General features: G+C 60.4%; 15 protein-coding genes and 1 other RNA gene. 6 read left to right on the plus strand and 10 right to left on the minus strand.

What is annotated here, in order from left to right; genetic code table 11:
• Positions 1–16: 16 nt before the first annotated feature.
• Genes NZ453_RS18450 through ppx form a run of 5 tightly spaced genes read right to left on the minus strand, consistent with a single transcriptional unit; the run spans position 17 to position 5,033 of the window.
• Positions 17–631 carry an ABC-type transport auxiliary lipoprotein family protein gene (locus tag NZ453_RS18450; RefSeq protein ID WP_263772306.1) on the minus strand — a complete coding sequence of 205 codons (615 nt, stop codon included), beginning with the start codon at positions 629–631 and terminating at the stop codon, positions 17–19.
• On the minus strand, positions 628–1,581 hold the full coding sequence (locus NZ453_RS18455; RefSeq protein ID WP_263772309.1) for an MlaD family protein: 954 nt from the start codon (positions 1,579–1,581) through the stop codon (positions 628–630). Before NZ453_RS18455 ends, NZ453_RS18450 begins: the two co-directional genes overlap by 4 nt.
• Positions 1,582–1,584: 3 nt before the next feature.
• Positions 1,585–2,397, minus strand: a complete 813-nt coding sequence (locus NZ453_RS18460; protein ID WP_263772313.1) for an ABC transporter ATP-binding protein — start codon at positions 2,395–2,397, stop codon at positions 1,585–1,587.
• Entirely contained in the window at positions 2,394–3,515 is a 1,122-nt protein-coding gene (locus NZ453_RS18465; RefSeq protein ID WP_263772315.1) for an ABC transporter permease, read from the minus strand. Before NZ453_RS18465 ends, NZ453_RS18460 begins: the two co-directional genes overlap by 4 nt.
• Before the next feature lie 6 nt (positions 3,516–3,521).
• Positions 3,522–5,033, minus strand: a complete 1,512-nt coding sequence (ppx, locus tag NZ453_RS18470) for an exopolyphosphatase (protein WP_263772316.1) — start codon at positions 5,031–5,033, stop codon at positions 3,522–3,524.
• 178 nt (positions 5,034–5,211) lie between these two features.
• On the opposite strand from ppx, the gene ppk1 reads away from it, so the two are divergent.
• Both ppk1 and NZ453_RS18480 read left to right on the plus strand, forming a co-directional pair.
• Complete coding sequence (gene ppk1 / locus NZ453_RS18475) at positions 5,212–7,323, plus strand: polyphosphate kinase 1 (RefSeq protein WP_263772318.1); 2,112 nt, start codon at positions 5,212–5,214, stop codon at positions 7,321–7,323.
• Between the two features lie 67 nt (positions 7,324–7,390).
• The gene (locus NZ453_RS18480; protein WP_263772319.1) at positions 7,391–8,308 is read left to right on the plus strand and encodes a fructosamine kinase family protein; all 918 of its coding nucleotides are present in this window, start codon (positions 7,391–7,393) and stop codon (positions 8,306–8,308) included.
• 32 nt (positions 8,309–8,340) lie between these two features.
• Here the strand turns inward: NZ453_RS18480 and NZ453_RS18485 are convergent, their stop codons facing one another.
• Entirely contained in the window at positions 8,341–8,928 is a 588-nt protein-coding gene (locus NZ453_RS18485) for a flavin reductase family protein (RefSeq protein WP_263772320.1), read from the minus strand.
• A gap of 115 nt (positions 8,929–9,043) precedes the next feature.
• On the opposite strand from NZ453_RS18485, the gene ppgK reads away from it, so the two are divergent.
• Positions 9,044–9,796: a polyphosphate--glucose phosphotransferase gene (gene ppgK / locus NZ453_RS18490; RefSeq protein WP_263772321.1), complete on the plus strand. Its 753-nt coding sequence runs from the start codon at positions 9,044–9,046 to the stop codon at positions 9,794–9,796.
• A gap of 50 nt (positions 9,797–9,846) precedes the next feature.
• Here ppgK and NZ453_RS18495 read toward each other — a convergent pair whose 3' ends face one another.
• A complete protein-coding gene (locus tag NZ453_RS18495) occupies positions 9,847–12,072 on the minus strand; it encodes a RelA/SpoT family protein (RefSeq protein ID WP_263772322.1) in 2,226 nt (741 codons plus the stop codon).
• A 211-nt stretch (positions 12,073–12,283) separates the two neighbouring features.
• On the opposite strand from NZ453_RS18495, the gene NZ453_RS18500 reads away from it, so the two are divergent.
• The 3 genes from NZ453_RS18500 to NZ453_RS18510 are packed head-to-tail and all read left to right on the plus strand — an operon-like array spanning position 12,284 to position 14,722.
• The gene (locus NZ453_RS18500; RefSeq protein ID WP_263772324.1) at positions 12,284–13,177 is read left to right on the plus strand and encodes a DMT family transporter; all 894 of its coding nucleotides are present in this window, start codon (positions 12,284–12,286) and stop codon (positions 13,175–13,177) included.
• On the plus strand, positions 13,177–13,974 hold the full coding sequence (locus NZ453_RS18505) for a M90 family metallopeptidase (RefSeq protein WP_263772325.1): 798 nt from the start codon (positions 13,177–13,179) through the stop codon (positions 13,972–13,974). The genes NZ453_RS18500 and NZ453_RS18505 overlap by 1 nt, the downstream gene beginning before the upstream one ends.
• Positions 13,975–14,032: 58 nt before the next feature.
• Positions 14,033–14,722 carry a DUF2238 domain-containing protein gene (locus NZ453_RS18510; RefSeq protein ID WP_263772326.1) on the plus strand — a complete coding sequence of 230 codons (690 nt, stop codon included), beginning with the start codon at positions 14,033–14,035 and terminating at the stop codon, positions 14,720–14,722.
• 82 nt (positions 14,723–14,804) lie between these two features.
• Here the strand turns inward: NZ453_RS18510 and NZ453_RS18515 are convergent, their stop codons facing one another.
• The 3 genes from NZ453_RS18515 to ffs all read right to left on the minus strand — a co-directional run bounded on the left by NZ453_RS18515 (position 14,805) and on the right by ffs (position 17,912).
• A complete protein-coding gene (locus NZ453_RS18515; RefSeq protein WP_263772332.1) occupies positions 14,805–16,139 on the minus strand; it encodes an FAD-binding oxidoreductase in 1,335 nt (444 codons plus the stop codon).
• Positions 16,140–16,201: 62 nt separating this feature from the next.
• Positions 16,202–17,545, minus strand: a complete 1,344-nt coding sequence (gene rimO / locus NZ453_RS18520; RefSeq protein ID WP_263772327.1) for a 30S ribosomal protein S12 methylthiotransferase RimO — start codon at positions 17,543–17,545, stop codon at positions 16,202–16,204.
• A 269-nt stretch (positions 17,546–17,814) separates the two neighbouring features.
• An RNA gene (gene ffs / locus NZ453_RS18525) (signal recognition particle sRNA small type) lies at positions 17,815–17,912 on the minus strand.
• Positions 17,913–18,207 lie beyond the last annotated feature (295 nt).

Consider the following 18,207-nt stretch of genomic DNA (forward strand, 5'->3'; position numbering starts at 1 on the left):
CTCAACGCTAGATGATCTAACCCGGCATCCGGCATTTGGCGAGTTTTCCACCTTGGTGGAGCTCGGAAAGCCATTGGGCAATTTGCCGACCCAGTTCGTCGCTCGCCTCAACAAGCGCACGCACACCGCCGTTGGCGTCCGGCGAAGGCGACGGGCGCTCGACGGCCATTGAGCGTTGGGCGAGCAGTGCCCGGCGCGTATCGACGAGACTCACATTCGTCTGCACGACCGCCCGGCTACGCCCCGGTGCGTCGAAGATTTGCGAGAACTCCTGCAGGTCGATCCTGATCAGGCAATCGGCCGTCGGCATACCGCCCGTCGCGACCGCACCGAGCTGCTGCCGTAGGCGCTGCGCGAGTAGCACGCCTGGAGGACCGGCCCAGCGGCTGCCGGCGTACTCTCGTTGCTTCAGCGGGTCGTCATACGCCAGCCGGTAATCGACATTGAGTGAATCGAACCATGCCGGTGATCTGACTTCGAGCGCAAGGGGAGTCATCCAGGGTTGGTCGGCGACGAGGCGGGCAACCGGAAGACCGAAGTCGTACACGGCGGACGGTCCGACATCTCGCCCAGTCGATACGCATCCTGCAATCACTCCGGCAAACACGAGCGCTGCGCTTCTCCCGATCATGGCTTCCCCCCTTTGTTGCCCGGTGCGACAAAACCCGTCTCGCCGGGCCCCGGGGGTATCTTTTGGCGCCCGAAGATCAGGCTCTGCGGCGATTCCTCCAGCATTTGCAGAACGCGATTCAGCCGCTGTGCGCTGGCGGCCAACTCGGTGCTTAGGTCGTTGAGTTTCGGCATCAAGGTCGCAGCGCCGCCGTCTGTCGATGTGCCGAGCGTCGCGTCCAGCTTCTGGCTGACGGACTGCAGGTTCGCGACAAGGCCGCGAGCCTCTTCAAAAAAAGGCGCCGCCTGGCCGACCGTACGCTCGGCATGGGCAAGCGTTGAACTCAGCGTCCGGATGTTCTCGGGCGTCAGCACCTGGCGCAACTGCGTCGTAGCTTCGGTCATATTGCGCGTGGTGGCTTCAAGGTTGGCCAGCATCTGCCCGATGTTCTGGCGATTCTCAGCGTTCATCACCTGATTCGCGCTGATCAGAAACTCGCGTGCCTGCCGCAACGTATCGCCACCGAGGTCGACAAATTCCTGCATCAGGGAATCCTGCATCGGGATACGCGGAGCTTCGCCACTCGCCAGATTTTCACCGGCTATTCCAAGCGGCGTCGTATCCGTACCGCGGTCCTCAAGCAGAATGTGCGCGATTCCGGTCAGTCCCTGGAATCCAAGTCGCGCCGTGGTTCCGCGCGTCACCGGGATGTCTTTGTGCACACTGATACGGATCAATGTGCTGCGTGAGTCGGAAGGGTCCAGCTTGATCGCTTCAACGCGACCGACGCGGATGCCACGGTAGCGCACCTGGCCCTGAACGCTCAAACCGGTAACGTTCCTGCGAGTCATGACAACGTACTCGTTGGTCGATTCGTCGTCACCGCCGAACCACCAGAGTGCGGCGATGGCGGAAAAACCGAGGAGTAGCGAGAACAGCCCGGCAATCAGAGCGTGCGAACGGTTTTCCATGGTTTAGGCCGGTCCTTTTCTCATGAGCGCGATCGCGTGCTCGGAACAGAAGAAATTCCGGATGAAAGGATGATCAACCTCGAGAACCTCCGCGGGCGTGCCGCATGCAATGATACGCTGGTCAGCCAGAACGGCGACCCGGGTGGCGAGACCAGCGAGCGTTTCCAGGTCGTGTGTCACCATGACAACGGTAAATCCGAGTTCCTTCTGCAACGTGCCGATCAGACGCACGAATCCTTCTGCAAGGTCGGGATCCAGCCCCGCCGTCGGCTCGTCAAGGACGAGCAGTTCTGGTTCCAGCGAGATCGCTCGCGCCAGCGCGACCCGCTTGATCATGCCGCCCGAGAGCTCGGCGGGCATGAGCAGCGCATGCCTGGGTTCGAGATCGACCATGCCGAGCTTGAGATAGACGAGTTCGCGGATGAGACCTTCATCAAGCACGCGCAATTCACGCAATGGAAAAGCGATGTTGTCATAGACCGAGAGGGCTGAGAACAATGCCCCTTGCTGAAAGAGCATGCCAAATCGGCGCCGGATATTGCGACGGACGATAGGATCGTCTGAAAACACCGATTCACCGAACAGTTCCACCGTTCCCTTGCGCGGTATGAGGAGACCGACAATTTCACGCAATAGTGTCGTCTTGCCGCTTCCCGATCCGCCGACCAGACCGAGAATCTCGCCCGCGGCGACATCGAGATCGATATCGCGATGGATCACCGCCTCTCCGAAACGGGTGTTGAGACCACGAATCCGGATCACCGGCGCGGGCTTCGGACCGCTCGATATCGAGGTAACGACAGGCGTCTCTGTCATACGCTGCCCGGAATCCCGATATTGCGGGTAACGATGGCGAATACCGCATCGACCACGATGACGGCGGTGATCGCCGTGACCACCGCGGTCGTCGTTTTCGAGGACAAGCTCTCCGTGTTGGGCCGGACCTTGAGACCGAAGTGACAGGCAAGGAGAGCAATCAGCATGCCAAAGAAAAAGCCTTTGCCGAGCCCGATCCACAAGTTGGCTACAGGGACGACTTTGGGCAGCGTATCGAGGAAGAAGCCATAGGCCAGCCCCATTTCCAGATTCGCCGAAACCATCCCCCCGAGGATACCCGCCGCCGCGCACCAAAGCACGAGCAGCGGCATGGCGACCGCAAGCGCAAGCACTTTGGGTAGAACGAGACGGACGCTACGCGAAACGCCCATCGTCGCCAACGCGTCGATCTCCTGCGTAACCCGCATCACCCCGATTTGCGCCGTCATTGCCGACCCTGACCGGCCAGCGACGAGAACGGCGACGATCACCGGCCCCAACTCGCGAATGATGCTGATACCGAGCAGATTCACGATGTACACGTCGGCGCCGAAGGTCTTGAGTTGCAATGACGAGAGATACGACAGGACGACGCCGATGAGGAAACCGACCAGCGCCGTCACCGGTAGCGCCAGCGCCCCGCTCTTGAACACATTCGCTGAAAACTCCCGCCACGGAATATCACGCGGGTGGATAGCTAGATAGACGATGTCGAGCAGCAGTTGCCCGATCAACGCCACGATGTCGAGAAGGTTCCGGCCGGCGGCGAAAACCAATCGCCCCAACGTTTCGATCGTTATCCACCGACGATACCGTGGAACTGAGCGGCGCTCGTGCCGAATGTTCGCGGCTCGTTCGAGCGCCGCCCGTTGCGGCGCCGTCGCGGCCAGCTCTGCCGGCCATCGATGCCCCCAGGCGCGCCAAAGCAGAATGGCGCCGACGCTGTCGATTCGGTCCACCCCTTCAAGGTCCCACTCTGCATCGCGCGCCGCGCAGTCGCGCAGTCTTGCCTCCATCGCCGCCACGGGGGTCGGCAGGTTAGCCAGGGTCCAATGGCCGGAAAGCGCCACTCGGATGCGCCCTTCGTACTCGGCGACGTCGATCGTAGCGGCTTTCATGCGTGCTCAAGCATGGATGGGGACACCAAGCCGCCGCTTCACGCGCAGCCCGAAGCCGACGCGCCGCCAGGCGGCAATTTCGTCATTGAGCGCGGCGGCCGTCAGCGGGTTGGCCGGAAGCCACGCTGCGGGAAGTTCGATCTGGAACGCCGACTCCGCTTGCCGTACCAGCACTTCCGGGAGCGGGTGATCGGAACGTGACCGGTGGAATAACGTGGCGAGGCGCAAACACAAAACGAGGCGCCACGCCGGATCCGAAGCCGTCATCGGCGGCAGTTTTTCCAGTTTTCCCCGCTGCGACAGGATCAGCAGCGCAAGTCGTTCCTGGTCTTTGCGCGAAAAGCCCGGCATATCAGAGTAAGTTGCGATGTAGGCACCGTGCTTATGAGAACCGCTGTGCGAAATCGACAGGCCGATCTCGTGCAGCGACGCCGCCCAGCGGAGAAAGCGAACGTCGGCCTCGTGTTCCGGAAGATCGACGCCGATCAACTGCTCAAGCAAACGGAGTGCCGTGCGCTCCACGCGCTCCTGCTGTACGGTATCCACCCCGTAACGCCGCATGAAGTGCTGGACGGTCGCGTCCCGCATGTCGTGGGCGTGGAAGCGGCCGAGCAGATCGTAAAGCACGCCCAAACGCAGGGCTCCCGCCGCATACACCATGCGCGAAATGCCCAAAGCGGAGAAAACTGCCGAAAGGATGGCCACACCACCGGGAAACACGGGCACACGGTCGACCGGCAGACCAGGAAGCTTGAAATCAGCCATCGAACCGGCGCGGATCAACGCCGCGCGCAGCTTTGCCAGCCCTTCCCGGGTAATTCCCGTACCGCCCCCGGGGTTGAGGCCATTATTCTCCAGCAAATCGGCGATTGCCCGAGCCGTGCCAGACGATGCCGCCGCTTCAGTCCACCCAACGCGGTGGAAATCTTCGGCGATTGCTTCGATTTCCCTCGCTGCAGCGACTTCCGCCTCCTGGAAACGCTTCTTGTCGATCTTCCCGTCGGGAAAGAAGCGCAAGGAGTAGCTGACGCACCCCATGTAAAGCGACTCCAACAACTCCGGGTTCATTCGTTTGCCGATGATGAACTCTGTGGAGCCGCCGCCGATATCGACGACCAGCCGTTTGTGCGGCGCCGCCGGCAGCGCATGGACCGCGCCGATGTAGATCAGCCGTGCCTCCTCGCGCCCCGCGATGACTTCGATCGGGAAACCGAGGATGGCTTCTGCGCGAGGGATGAAGGCCTTGGCGTTTTTGGCCACGCGCAGCGTGTTCGTCGCAACCGCGCGCACGGCATCCGGCTCGAACCCTCGCAAGCGCTCGGCGAAGCGGCCCAGCGTCTCGAGTGCCCTCGCCTGTGCCGCATCATCCAGGATTTTCCCTGGCGTCAGCCCCGAGGCAAGCCGTACCGGCTCCTTGAGCGTATCCAGGGGATAAATCTGATCGTCGACCACGCGGCCGATCTCCATGCGGAAGCTGTTCGAGCCAAGATCAACCGCCGCGATTTGTTCGTAAGCCATGGTCTACGTCTTATTTCCTCGCGCTAAGTCGAAAGGGATTCTAGCATTGAGGTAAGAATCCTTTTCCTGGAGCCGTCGCGGCGCCGGGTCCGCGGCGTGCCGATGTAATAAAACGGGAACCAAAACGAAAAAGAATCGACTCTTGTATCGCCCCCACAATCCTGCTCCAATTCCAACAATGACAGCTCGCATCGATCTTCCGCACACCGGAAACACCCATTACACCCCAGATAACTTCTTGAACCGGGAACTCGGCATCCTGGCGTTCAACAAGCGGGTTCTCCATCAGGCGAAAAATCCGCAAACGCCTCTGCTCGAACGGTTGCGCTTCATCTGCATTGTGAGCAGCAATCTCGACGAATTCTTCGAGATCCGGGTGGCTGGGCTCAAGGAACAGGTCAAACTGAACTCGGTGGTGGTCACAACCGACGGGCTCACGGCCCGCGCAGCGTACGAGCGCATCAGCCGAGAAGCACATGCCCTCGTTGAGGAACAGTACGCTCTACTGAACCATGAAATCCTCCCGCAGCTCGCCAAAGAGGGTATCCAATTTCTCCGGCGTTCGACCTGGACGGCCGAGCAAAGGGAGTGGATCAGGAGTTACTTCTTCCGCGACGTGATGCCGGTCCTCACTCCGATCGGACTTGATCCCTCGCACCCGTTCCCTCGTGTGCTCAACAAGAGCCTGAACTTTGCCGTCGAGCTCGACGGCAAAGACGCGTTCGGCCGCAGTTCCGGCGCCGCCATCGTGCAGGCGCCGCGGGTTTTACCGCGCGTCATCCGCCTGCCGCGCGAACTCTGTGATTGCGAGTACGCGTTCGTCTTCTTCTCGTCCGTGCTGCACGAATTCGTCGGTGAGCTGTTCGCCGGCATGGCGGTCCTCGGCTGCTATCAATTCCGCGTCACGCGCAACAGCGACCTGTTTGTCGACGAAGAGGAAGTCAAGAACCTGCGCACGAAGGTGCAGGGCGAACTCCCGCAACGCCATTTCGGCGACGGTGTCCGCCTGGAGGTCGCCGACAATTGCTCGGACAAGATGGCGCAGTTCCTGCTGGCCCAATTCAATCTGACGGAAACCGACCTGTACCGGGTCGTTGGGCCCGTTAATCTGGTTCGGCTGATGCAGATTCCCGATTGGGTCGCGCGCGACGACCTCAAGTACACGCCCTTCGTCCCCGGCCTTCCGAAGGCGCTGCAGAAAGGCCACAGCATTTTCGACGATATCCGAGCGGGCGACATCCTGCTGCATCATCCCTTTCAGAGTTTCTCGCCGGTCATCGCTCTAATCGACCAGGCGACCACAGATCCCCAGGTCGTCGCGATCAAGATGACGGTCTACCGCACCGGCACCGATTCCGTCCTGATGCAATCGCTGGTGCGCGCCGCGCAGAACGGCAAGGAAGTGACCGTCGTCGTCGAACTGATGGCACGCTTTGACGAAGAAGCGAACATCGGCTGGGCGACAAAGCTCGAGGAAGTCGGCGCGCACGTCGTCTACGGGGTGGTCGGCTACAAAACGCACGCCAAGATGCTGATGATCGTGCGCCGCGAAGAAAGCAAATCAGGCACCGCCCTACGCCGTTATGTGCATATCGGCACAGGCAACTATCACCCGAAGACCGCCCGTCTGTACACCGACTTCGGACTGCTGACGAGCAACGAAGAGCTTTGCGCCGACGTCAACGAAGTCTTCAAACAGCTCACTGGGCTTGGCCGCGCCCAAGCGCTCAAGCATCTCTGGCAGGCTCCGTTCTCGTTGCACCAGAACGTCCTCGCCGCGATTGGCGCCGAGGCCAAGGCAGCCCGCGCCGGAAAACGTTCGCGCATCATCGCCAAGATGAACTCTCTGCTGGAGCCGGAAACGATCAGCGCGCTCTACGACGCCTCACAGGCCGGAGTGAAGATCGACCTGATCGTCCGCGGGGTGTGTGCCTTGCGGCCTGGAATCAAGGGGTTGTCGGAGAACATTCGCGTGCGTTCGGTCGTCGGCCGCCTTCTCGAACATCACCGCGTGTTCTATTTCCACGCGGGCGGAGAAGAGATCGTTTATCTGTCCAGCGCCGACTGGATGGAACGCAACTTCTTCCGCCGCATCGAGCTCGCCTTCCCGTTGCTCGACAAGAAACTCAAGCGCCGGGTCATCGCGGAAGGCCTCAAGCCCTACCTCGCCGACAACGTCCAGGCTTGGGAAATGGACTCCCATGGCAGCTACCACCTGCGCCGAAACTCGCGCAGCAAGCCGTTCTGCGCGCAGACGGCGCTGATCGAGATGCTGAAACCCCAAGGCTGACGGCTTCGTTTTCGCTCGCTGGCGGTCGGTCGAATGTACCTGCCTGCCTGCGGGAACGGGAATCGACATGCCTGCCCAGCCCTGTCTTTCCATCATGGACCACGTACTGACCGCCGCTCTCGAGGACGCCATCAGCGCGTTCACGGGCAAACGGAGCACGCTATCACGAGCCACTCCGGTCGGCGGTGGCTCGATCTCGCATTCAATCGCTATCGAAGCCGGCAGCGCACGGTGGTTCGTGAAACTTAACAACGCCGAGCAGCACGAGCTGTTCGCCGCCGAAGCGGATGGCCTGCGCGCCCTTGCCCGCTGTCTGGCGGTCCGTGTGCCACAGGTCGTTGGCGATGGCATCGCTGGTGACCGCGCTTACCTTATCCTTGAATACCTCCCGCTCGCGCCGCTCGGCGATGACACGGCGGCCGAAAACGCCGGTCGTGCGCTCGCCGAGTTGCATCGCATGCGCAGCGAGCGTTTCGGTTGGCACCGCGACAATTTCATCGGTGCAACACGCCAGGAAAACACCGCCGAACAGGGATGGCCGCGCTTCTTCGCGCAACAGCGACTCAAACCCCAGCTTGAACTCGCCCGTCGCAATGGCGGCTCCGACCGGCTCTTTCGCGCCGGAAACCGCCTTCTCGACGCGGTGAGTGCCTTTTTCGCCGATCACCACACCGAGCCCAGCCTCCTGCACGGCGACCTATGGCAAGGCAACGCCGCGCTCGTCGGTGGCCAATTGGCGCTATTCGATCCGGCCGTCTATTTTGGCGATCGCGAGGCGGATCTGGCGATGACCGAGCTGTTTGGCGGCTTTCCGCACCGCTTCTACGCTGCGTACCGGGAAGCGTGGCCACTCGCCGCTGGTTATGAGCAACGTCGGACGCTCTACAACCTCTATCATGTGCTGAATCATTTCAATCTTTTCGGGGGCGGCTACTTGCGTCAGGCCGAAGGCATGGTCGACGCGCTGCTCGCTGAAATCACCTGAAGACCGGGGCCGCCCGTTGGGGCTTTCACTGCTTACTGAACCGCCGGCTCCCGGCATTCAAACGGATCGCCAGTCTCGAAGAACATGCCACCCGCCTGATAGTGGATCGTCTTCTGCTTGTCGTCGCGAAAATGCCAACGTCCTTCGGAGAATATCTCCGGATCGGCCCAAGCCGCCAGCACTTCGGCGATAAAGAGATCATAGCGCTTCTCGTTTGCCGGCTCGGGGAGCACCCGGCATTCGAGCCAAGCGGCGCACCCGGCAACGAGTGGCGCCGCGATCCGGCTGGCTGCAAAGGTCTCGAAGCCGATACGGGAAAATTTGTCGCTGCCGTCCAAGTCGCGCCCCGAAATGCTGCCGGCGGCAAGGGCTTTGTCAGCCAGAGCGCGGCACGGCAGGTTGAGCGCAAACTCGCCTGATGCGTCGATGAGCTGCCGCGTATAGGTCTGTCGGTCGACGACCAGCAACACCTTCGGCGGATCGAAGTCGAGCGGCATCGCCCACGACGCGGACATGACGTTTCGCCTTTCGCCGTGTGCGCTCGTCACCAGCGTTACCGGTCCATGGTTCAGTAATAGATAGCTTTTCGCCAGCGGCACTGGCTGCGGGGCTCTTTTCATTATGGATTCCTTCTGATTGGCGCCGTTGAAGCGCCGGGGGCGCTTCGCCGCAGCCGGGCATGCCGGTTGCGTACACAGTCTCGGCAGATTCGGGTCCTATTTTACGGGAGCCAGCGTGGAGATTCTTGGCATCGACATCGGTGGAACAGGCATCAAGGCAGGCATCGTGCAAACCTCCTCGGGAGAATTGTTGGGGGAACGCATACGCGTACCGACTCCTCAACCCGCGACACCCGACGCGATCGGCAATGCGGTTGAGGCGCTGATCGCGCAACATCAATGGCACGGACTGGTGGGTATCGGTTTTCCCGCCGCGCTCCAAGGCGGTATCGCACGCACGGCGAAGAACATCGACCGCGCGTTCCTCGGCGTACCGGTCGCCGACTTCCTCTCGCACCGCGCCGGTCGCCGTGTTCATGTCGTGAATGACACTGACGCGGCCGGCATTGCCGAAATGCGTTTCGGCGCCGGCAAGGACCACGCGGGTGTCGTGCTGATTATCACTATCGGTACCGGGATCGGCACGGCGTTGTTCACCGAGGGGCACCTGCTGCCCAACACCGAGCTGGGACACATCTACCTCGAAAACGGCGTGGAATCCGAGAAGTACGCTTCGCAGGCCGTGCGGACAGAGAAAAAGCTGACCTGGAAAGAATGGGGTGGGCGCTTCAATCTCTACCTGACAACGATGGAACACCATTTCTGGCCCGATCTGATCATCCTTGGAGGCGGCGCGAGCAAGAAGCTTCACAAGTTCGAGTCTGCCATCAACACTCAAGCGCCCTTTGTTGCCGCAACTTTCCTTAACCAAGCAGGCATCGTGGGCGCGGCGCTCTTTGCCGAGGACGAAGAGAAACGCCGGGGATAACCCAGCCGAGAGACGCCGAGGCCGCCGCCAGATAGGCGGTCGGAGGCGGGTCAGGCGCGCCGTGCGCCGACGACGCCCTGCACCTCGTGCAGTTGCGCCAAGGTGCGCTTGAGCTGACTCAGATTGCTGATCTCGGCGGTGAAGCGCATATGCGCCGCGCCCTGTTTCGATTGCGTGCTGACCGCGATCACGTTCAGCTTTTCCTTCGTCAACACCTCGGAAACGTCGCGCAGCAACCCTTGCCGGTCGTTCGCCTCGACGACAATATCGACGGCGAAGACGCCATCCGTTTCGCTGCCCCAGGCTGTCTCGATGACCCGCTCGGGCTGCATCGCTTCCATGTTGGCGAAATTGGGACAATCGGCGCGGTGAATCGACACGCCTTTGCCACGTGTCACAAAACCGACGATCGGATCGGGCGGCGCGGGTTTGCAGCAACCGGCAAGTTGGGTCAGGAGTTTGTCGACGCCGACGATCAGGATGCCTTTGTCCGCGTCGTCGCTGGCCTTGTGCTTGCGTACGGGCGGCTCGGCGGGAACCTTGTCCTCCGCGGCTTCATCCGTCCCGCGCACGGCGGTCTGCAGTTGCCGGGTACTCAGTTCGGCGCGGGCAACCGCGATGAACAGGTCGTCGCTCTTCGCGAAACCGAGCTTCGTCGCCAGTTCATCAAGTTTGGTGCTCGTTTCGCCCATGCGCTGCAGCTCGCGCGCGACGATGGCACGTCCGTCGGCGACGGATTGCTCCAGAGCCAGATTGGCGAACCACTGCCGCGCCTTCGCGCGGGCACGATGGGTGAAGAGATAGCCCAGCGACGAATTCAGCCAATCACGCGACGGGCCGCCCTGTTTCGCGGTGATGATCTCGACGCGCTGCCCTGTTTCCAGCGGCGTATTCAGGGTCACCAGAGCACCATCGACCTTCGCACCGCGGCAACGATGCCCAAGGTCCGTATGCACTCGATAGGCGAAGTCGATCGGGGTCGCGCCGCGTGGCAGGTCGACGACGCGACCCTGGGGCGTCATGACGTAAATCGTTTCGTCGAGAGCGGCTTCCTTGTAATGCTTAACCCAGTCCGACGAGTCCGAGACTTCGTCCTTCCAACTCAGCAACTGCCGCAGCCAGGCGATTTTCTCGTCGTAGTTGCTTCCTGCAGGCCGCTTGGCACCTTCTTTGTAACGCCAGTGCGCCGCCACGCCGAGCTCGGCGTGTTTGTGCATCTCGCGCGTGCGAATCTGGACTTCGAGGGCGCGCCCGTCCGGACAGCTGACGGCCGTATGCAGCGATCGGTAGTTGTTCCCCTTCGGATGCGAAATGTAGTCGTCGAACTCCTTCGGGATCGGCGACCAGAGGTTATGCACGATGCCGAGCACCGTGTAGCAGTCCTTCACTTCATCGACAATCACGCGCAGGGCGCGGATGTCGTACACCTCGGAGAATTCAACGCCCTTCTTCCGCATCTTGTTCCAGATGCTGTAGATGTGCTTCGGCCGCCCGTAGATTTCGGCGTTGCTGATGCCTGCAGCCGCCAACTCTTCACGCAAGCGCGCCACCGCGTCGGCGATAAATTGCTCGCGTTCGGCGCGTTTTTCGTCGAGCTGCTTGGCGATTTTCTTGTATACATCGGGGTAAAGGAAACGGAACGAGAGATCCTCGAGTTCCCATTTCAATTCCCAAACGCCAAGGCGGTTGGCGAGCGGCGAATACAACTCCAGCGTTTCGCGCGCCACCGGGACGCGCAGGTCGTCCGGCTCGGTCGCATAATGGCGCATGGTTTGCGTCCGCGACGCCAGGCGCAGCAAGACGACGCGGATATCCTCGACCATGGCCAGGAACATCTTGCGCAGAATCTCGATCTGCGCCTTCATTTCCGCTGGATTCTGCTCGCCGCTCTCGGCGGAATGCGCGACGAAACCACGTGTGATCGGACGCAGTTGATTCAATCGTGAAATTCCGCCGACCAATTGCGTTACGGCCTGCCCAAACCGCTCCTCGATATGGGTCAGACCTTCTTTTTCGTAAGTGGGTACGGCGAACAGCAACGCGGCCAGCCGGCAGTCGGCATCGAGCTTCAGTCCGACTAGAATCAACGCCATGCCGAGCGCATGGTGCCAGACACCCTCGCCGCTTCCGAGCTTTCGATCCTGATAGATCGACTGCGCGTATTCGGCCGCGCGATGGACCCTTTCCGATTCGTCTTCGGAAAGTCCTTCGCAGAGTGTTTTCAGGGAATGTTCGAGGCCGCTTTGCGCGGCCACGGAATGCACGACGGAGACCATGTCCCATTATAAGCCGCCAGGTTGCGGCCGTTCTGTTGAGTTTGGTAACGCCTCAGACAACGGAACAGGAAGGTCTGCTCCCGGAAGTTGGTGTTTCTTAATGATGGCAGATTAGGCGCGTATGCCGAACAACCGGTACTCCGGGCAACTCGCCCGCGCAACTCCCCTATAATCGCAGTTCTGCTCTCCCGGCCACCGCACGCTCAATCCGATGTTCGCCAGATTTCACCATCCGTATGTCCTGCTTACGCTAACCACCCTGTTCTGGTCTGGGAACATGGTGGTCGGACGCGCCATTCGGGGCGATGTGCCACCGTTCTCGCTCGCTTTCTGGCGCTGGGCGATCGCCGCTGCGCTCACGTTGCCCATGGCACTGCCGCATTTGCGTGCGCAGTGGCCTTTGCTCAAGCGAGGCTGGCGCCCCGTTCTCGTCCTCGGCCTGCTCGGCGTCGGCGGATACAACACGCTGGCTTACATTGCCCTGCAATATACGGCAGCGACCAACGCCCTTCTGCTCAACTCGTTCATTCCGGTAGCCACGATCGCGCTTTCCTGGGCGTTTCTCGGAAAACGACTGAGCCCTCTCGGATGGTTAGGCGTATTCATTTCACTTGCCGGTGTCACCACCATCGTCGCCCGCGGTGATGCCGCAACACTCGCTGGCTTGACGCTCAACCTCGGCGATCTCTGGATGCTCCTGGCCGTCTTCGTCTGGGCGCTGTACACCATCGGACTGCAGTGGCGGCCAACGGGCGTCCATCCCATGCTTCTGCTCGCCGCCTTCTCGATCGTCGGTCTCGTCGCGCTAGCACCTGCGTATGCTTGGGAGGTCTGGCAAGGCCGACTGATCCGTCCGACACCCGGCGCTCTGGCAGGAATTGCTTACATCGGCACCTTGCCGAGCTTCGTCGGCTACATCTTCTACAATCGGGCGGTAGGCGAAGTGGGTGCCAACAAAGCAAGTCTATTCATCCACCTGATGCCGGTATTCGGAACGGTTCTGTCCGCCGTCTTTCTCGATGAAATCCCGTACGTTTATCATTTGGTCGGCATTGGGCTGATCTTTGCCGGGATCTATCTCACCACCTCGCGCAAGGCACCCTGATGCCGTTCGGAAAGCTCGTCGATTGGTTGCGCGGGAAACGGCAAACGGCGCCATTGCCGAATGAACTGTGGCATCAAACGCTCACGGCGTTACCATTCATTGATCGTCTCCCTGTAACGGACAAAAGCCGCCTGCGCGAACTGGTGGAAACGTTCCTTGCCACTAAGGAATTCTCAAGTGCCGGCGGTCTGGAGCTGACAGACGCCATGTGCGTGTCGATCGCTGCTCAGGGCTGCCTACCGATCCTCAATCTCGGGCTGAGCTGCTACAAGAACTGGGTCGGTATTGTGGTTTATCCCGACGAGTTCGTCATTCCGCGCACGATCGAAGATGAGTTCGGCGTCGTCCACGAGTACGACGACGTCGCGTCGGGCGAGGCTTGGGATGGAGGCCCCTTGCTGATTTCGTGGCGGGATGCGCAGATGGCCGGCGAGGGATACAACGTCGTCATACACGAGTTCGCGCACAAACTCGACATGCTAAATGGTGATGCCGACGGAGTTCCGCCGCTTCCGCCAGGCCTTTCGCGCAACGAGTGGAGCTACACCCTGCTCGCAGCCTACGATGATTTCTGCGTACGCGTCGACAAAGCAGAGTTCGACGGCGACGAGGCGGTGGATTCGCTTGTCTTCGACCCCTACGCGAGCGAAAGCCCGGGTGAGTTTTTTGCAGTCATGAGCGAGGCATTCTTCGAGACACCCGAGCTTTTGCGCAATGAATACCCGGAACTCTATGCGTTGTTCTGTCGCTTCTATCGCCAAGATCCGTCGACCGGCCCCGAAAGCGGCGCGGGATAAACTCACCGCCACTTGCCATTGGTACGCTAGAAAGTCATTGAAGCGGCGATAACAAATCATGACTTCCACGGGATATATGAACGCTACAGCCCCCTCATCTATACACCGCGATCGGCGCGGCCCGGCGCTCTTGGCCGCGGCGGCCTTTATCGTCGGTTTACTCGTCTACACGGGCCTTTCACCCTACGACTTCACTACCTGGTTGCTGGAAGTGTTCCCCGTCGTCATTGCGCTTGTCGTCATGGCGTACACGTATCGGTGTTTCCCGCTGACGACACTGCTCTACGTGCTGATCGTCGCGCACGCCGTCGTCCTGATCGTGGGCGGCACTTACACGTATGCCCGCGTACCGCTTGGATTCGAGATTGCTGACCTATTCGGGATGCAGCGCAACCCTTACGACAAGATCGGTCACTTTTTCCAGGGCTTTGTCCCCGCGCTGGCAACCCGGGAAATCCTGACCCGCGGTCACCATGTACGGGGGCATCGCATGCTGAGTTTCTTGACGCTTTGCGTCGTTCTGGCGATCAGTGCGATGTACGAGCTGATCGAATGGGGTGCGGCAGAAATGCTTGGCCAGGGGGCAGATGAGTTCCTCGGAACGCAGGGCTATCAATGGGACACCCAGTCAGACATGCTGTTCGCATTGATTGGCGGTGTTGCAACGATCCTCTTCCTGGCGCGCTGGCATGATCGCCAAATTGCAGCCATCGCCAAGCACAGTGGAACGCCTGCGAGCGAGCCATAACGCAGGAACAGCCTCTATCTCAGAAACGCAATAGCCTTCCGGCTAGGCGTTTCTATCTACCACCGCCCCAGCAGCGCGGAACCTACAGGACCTTGCCGGGATTCATCAGTCCTTGAGGATCGAGGGCATTCTTGATTGCACGCATCATGCCTAGTTCGATCGAACTCTTGTAGCGCCGCATTTCGTCGCGCTTCAACTGCCCGATTCCGTGCTCGGCACTAATGCTTCCGCCGAGTTCATGAACCAGGTCGTGAACGATCTCGTTCACTCGCGGTTGCATGGCGATGAATTCGGTATTCTTCGCTGGGTCGGCGTTGGACTGGTTGTAGTGGAGGTTGCCATCGCCCACATGCCCGAACGCTACGATACGCACGTCGGGAAAAACGTCTTGCAGAGCGGCATCCGCCCGCTCCACGAATTCAGCGATACGCGAAACGGGCACGGAAACGTCGTGCTTGATGCTGACGCCCTCGATCTTCTGCGCCTCGCTGATGCTCTCGCGCAACGACCAAAGCCGGCGTGCCTGTTCGCCGCTCTGGGCCAGCACGGCGTCGCCGATCACGCCCTGCTCCAGCGCCGTGGCGAGAAAGCCCTCAAGCGCCGCACGCATGGGCGCTTCTTCGCCAGTGCCTGAAAGCTCGATCAGAAGGTACCAGGCACTCCGCCCAAGCGGCGGCTGGGCCCCTTCGATATGCTTGAGCACCATCCCAAGCGCTACATCAGATACGAGTTCGCAAGCGGTTAGCGCCGGCCCGAAAGCCGCTTGTAGCGCGTTGAGAAGGCTCACGGCGGCACGTGGCGAATCGATGGCGAGCCACGCTGTGGCCGTCGCCGCCGGCAAAGGGAAGAGTTTCAGTACGGCGGCGGTAATGATGCCTAGCGTGCCTTCGGCCCCGAGGAAAAGCTGCTTCAGGTCGTACCCGGTGTTGTCCTTGCGCAGCCCTCGCAAACCGTCCCATACGTCGCCATTGGGAAGCACCACTTCTAGCCCGAGAACGAGTTCGCGGGCGTTGCCGTAACGCAATACCTGCACCCCACCGGCGTTGGTCGAAAGGTTACCCCCTATTTCGCAACTGCCTTCCGCTGCAAGCGACAGAGGGAACAATCGCCCGGCGTCCGCCGCCGCTTCCTGGATGCGCTGCAGCACACACCCCGCTTCCACGATCATCGTGTTGTTGGCGGGATCGATGCTTCGGATTGTGTTCATCCGCGAGAGGCTGACCACCACAGCGTCACCGCTCGTATCCGGCACACTCGCGCCGCAATGACTTGTGTTACCTCCTTGAGGAACGATAGGTGCGTCGTGTTGCGCACAGACGCGAACAATCCCTGCCACCTCCTTGGTGCTTCCCGGACGTACGACACAACGCGCCTTTCCGCGATACCGACCGCGCCAATCACCCAGATAGGCGTGCATGTCATCCGGGCTCGTCAACACGTTGGACGCGCCAACGATTGAGGCAAACTCTTCAAGCAAAGTCACGCTCCGTCCTCATCTTTGTCTATGACTTCCGCATAAAGATCATGCTCATCCGCGTCCACCACGCGCACACGCAAGAAGTCCCCCGGTTCCGCATCGAAATAGTTGTCGATCAGAACGAGGCCGTCAATTTCAGGTGCATCGGCCGAAGACCGGGCAATCGTCCCTTCGTCGTCGACCGCATCCACGAGCACCTCAATCTCGCGATCGATCTTGGCGGCAAGCAGTTCGGCGGAAATGTCTTCCTGCACTTCCATCAACCGGCGACGGCGATCCTCACGCACCTCATCAGGAAGAGCACCCGGCAGGTCGTTGGCCGCAGCACCCTCGACCGGTGAGTACGAAAAGCAGCCGACACGGTCGATGCGTGCTTCTTCGAGAAACGTGAGTAGTTCCTCGAATTCCTCTTCGGTTTCGCCCGGGAACCCCGTGATGAAGGTGCTGCGCAACGTCAAATCCGGACAAATCGCGCGCCACGCCTTGATGCGTTCGAGATTGTTCTCGGCACTCGCCGGCCGCTTCATCGCCTTCAGGATGCGTGGGCTGGCATGCTGAAAAGGAACATCAAGGTAAGGCAGAATCTTGCCCTCGGCCATCAACGGCAAGAGGTCATCCACGCTTGGATACGGATACACATAATGCAAACGAACCCAAATGCCGAGTTCTCCAAGCGCTTCGCACAATTCCTTCAGTCGGGTCTTGACCGGACGACCGCCGAAAAACCCGGTCCGGTATTTCACATCGAGGCCGTAGGCACTCGTGTCTTGCGAAATCACCAACAACTCGCGGACACCCGCATCGGCCAGGTTTCTCGCTTCTTGCAACACGTCTCCGATCGGCCGACTGACCAGCGGACCGCGTAGCGAAGGGATGATGCAGAACGTGCAACTATGATTGCATCCTTCCGAGGTTTTTAGATACGCAAAATGGTCTGGCGTCAGCTTGACGCCTTGCGGGGGTATCAGGCTCGTAAACGGATCGTGGGGTTGAGGAAGGTGCGACCGGACGTGCAACATCACCTCATCCGCGGCATGCGGGCCTGTGATCGCCAGCACTTGCGGATGCGCGTTTCGAACCACGTCACCCTTAGCTCCCAGGCACCCGGTAACGATGACTTTCCCGTTCTCCGCGAGCGCTTCACCAATCGCTTCCAGCGACTCTTCCACCGCGGCATCAATGAATCCGCATGTATTAACGACAACGAGGTCGGCACCTTCGTACGAGGACGAAACGAGATAACCTTCAGCGCGCAGCTTGGTCAGGATTTGTTCTGAGTCGACAAGCGCCTTCGGGCAGCCGAGAGAGACGAATCCAACTTTCGGGAGAATGAGTTCGTTGTTCACAAGGAGATGGAGATTCTTCGAAATGACCTGCTAACGGTCGGGTGGTTCATGTGGCGTTCGTACGGTACAGGCTTTCAACAACAGGAGCCGAAACGTACGCAACTTCCGATCCTCGGCGAATTGTCTTCAGAACCCGTCAAGAATCATTCCTTCTTGGCTCGGATAGCTCTGGTGCGTGCTCCATTAGCCTCAATTCTGACTCGGAAAAGCACTCAAGACGTATCCCGGGCGAAATCTGTTCAAGCCGTATTAATTGGAGACAAAAAGGAAATGGCGAGCCTTACCCCGGCACTCACAGTAAATGGCTGTGGCTGCTTCCTTCCGGACCTGACCAGGTTCACCACCCTGCAATGCGGGGAGACCCGCCGGGATGAATAGTACCACACCTTACCCGCGCGCCTCGCTCTCAATAGCCACCTGCCTGGCCCGCCAACCAGTTAGTTGACGAAAACGCGAGCCAAACCCGCAACACACCGCCGACCACCAACCATCTGCATAAACAACCGCAAACATCGCTTGCTCCTAGACTGGGCGGGTAATCGCATTTGAGGCGACGGTATTTCGTGGGACGCATTTCGGGGGAAGGAGTGCAGATACTGGAGTGTTCTTCTAGCGAGGCGTTATGGTCGGCGTGGACCGCAGCGAAGGCAACTCTTTAGCGA

The organism is Propionivibrio soli (assembly GCF_025770765.1).
Classification (GTDB): Bacteria; Pseudomonadota; Gammaproteobacteria; order Burkholderiales; family Rhodocyclaceae; genus Propionivibrio; species Propionivibrio soli.

What these genes read in the sequence shown, in the direction of transcription:
- NZ453_RS18450 (WP_263772306.1), bottom strand. Translation starts at nt 631, where the DNA reads ATGATCGGGAGAAGCGCAGCGCTCGTGTTTGCCGGAGTGATTGCAGGA.
- NZ453_RS18455 (WP_263772309.1), bottom strand. Translation starts at nt 1,581, where the DNA reads ATGGAAAACCGTTCGCACGCTCTGATTGCCGGGCTGTTCTCGCTACTC.
- NZ453_RS18460 (WP_263772313.1), bottom strand. Translation starts at nt 2,397, where the DNA reads ATGACAGAGACGCCTGTCGTTACCTCGATATCGAGCGGTCCGAAGCCC.
- NZ453_RS18465 (WP_263772315.1), bottom strand. Translation starts at nt 3,515, where the DNA reads ATGAAAGCCGCTACGATCGACGTCGCCGAGTACGAAGGGCGCATCCGA.
- ppx (WP_263772316.1), bottom strand. Translation starts at nt 5,033, where the DNA reads ATGGCTTACGAACAAATCGCGGCGGTTGATCTTGGCTCGAACAGCTTC.
- ppk1 (WP_263772318.1), top strand. Translation starts at nt 5,212, where the DNA reads ATGACAGCTCGCATCGATCTTCCGCACACCGGAAACACCCATTACACC.
- NZ453_RS18480 (WP_263772319.1), top strand. Translation starts at nt 7,391, where the DNA reads ATGCCTGCCCAGCCCTGTCTTTCCATCATGGACCACGTACTGACCGCC.
- NZ453_RS18485 (WP_263772320.1), bottom strand. Translation starts at nt 8,928, where the DNA reads ATGAAAAGAGCCCCGCAGCCAGTGCCGCTGGCGAAAAGCTATCTATTA.
- NZ453_RS18495 (WP_263772322.1), bottom strand. Translation starts at nt 12,072, where the DNA reads ATGGTCTCCGTCGTGCATTCCGTGGCCGCGCAAAGCGGCCTCGAACAT.
- NZ453_RS18500 (WP_263772324.1), top strand. Translation starts at nt 12,284, where the DNA reads ATGTTCGCCAGATTTCACCATCCGTATGTCCTGCTTACGCTAACCACC.
- NZ453_RS18505 (WP_263772325.1), top strand. Translation starts at nt 13,177, where the DNA reads ATGCCGTTCGGAAAGCTCGTCGATTGGTTGCGCGGGAAACGGCAAACG.
- NZ453_RS18510 (WP_263772326.1), top strand. Translation starts at nt 14,033, where the DNA reads ATGACTTCCACGGGATATATGAACGCTACAGCCCCCTCATCTATACAC.
- NZ453_RS18515 (WP_263772332.1), bottom strand. Translation starts at nt 16,139, where the DNA reads ATGCACGCCTATCTGGGTGATTGGCGCGGTCGGTATCGCGGAAAGGCG.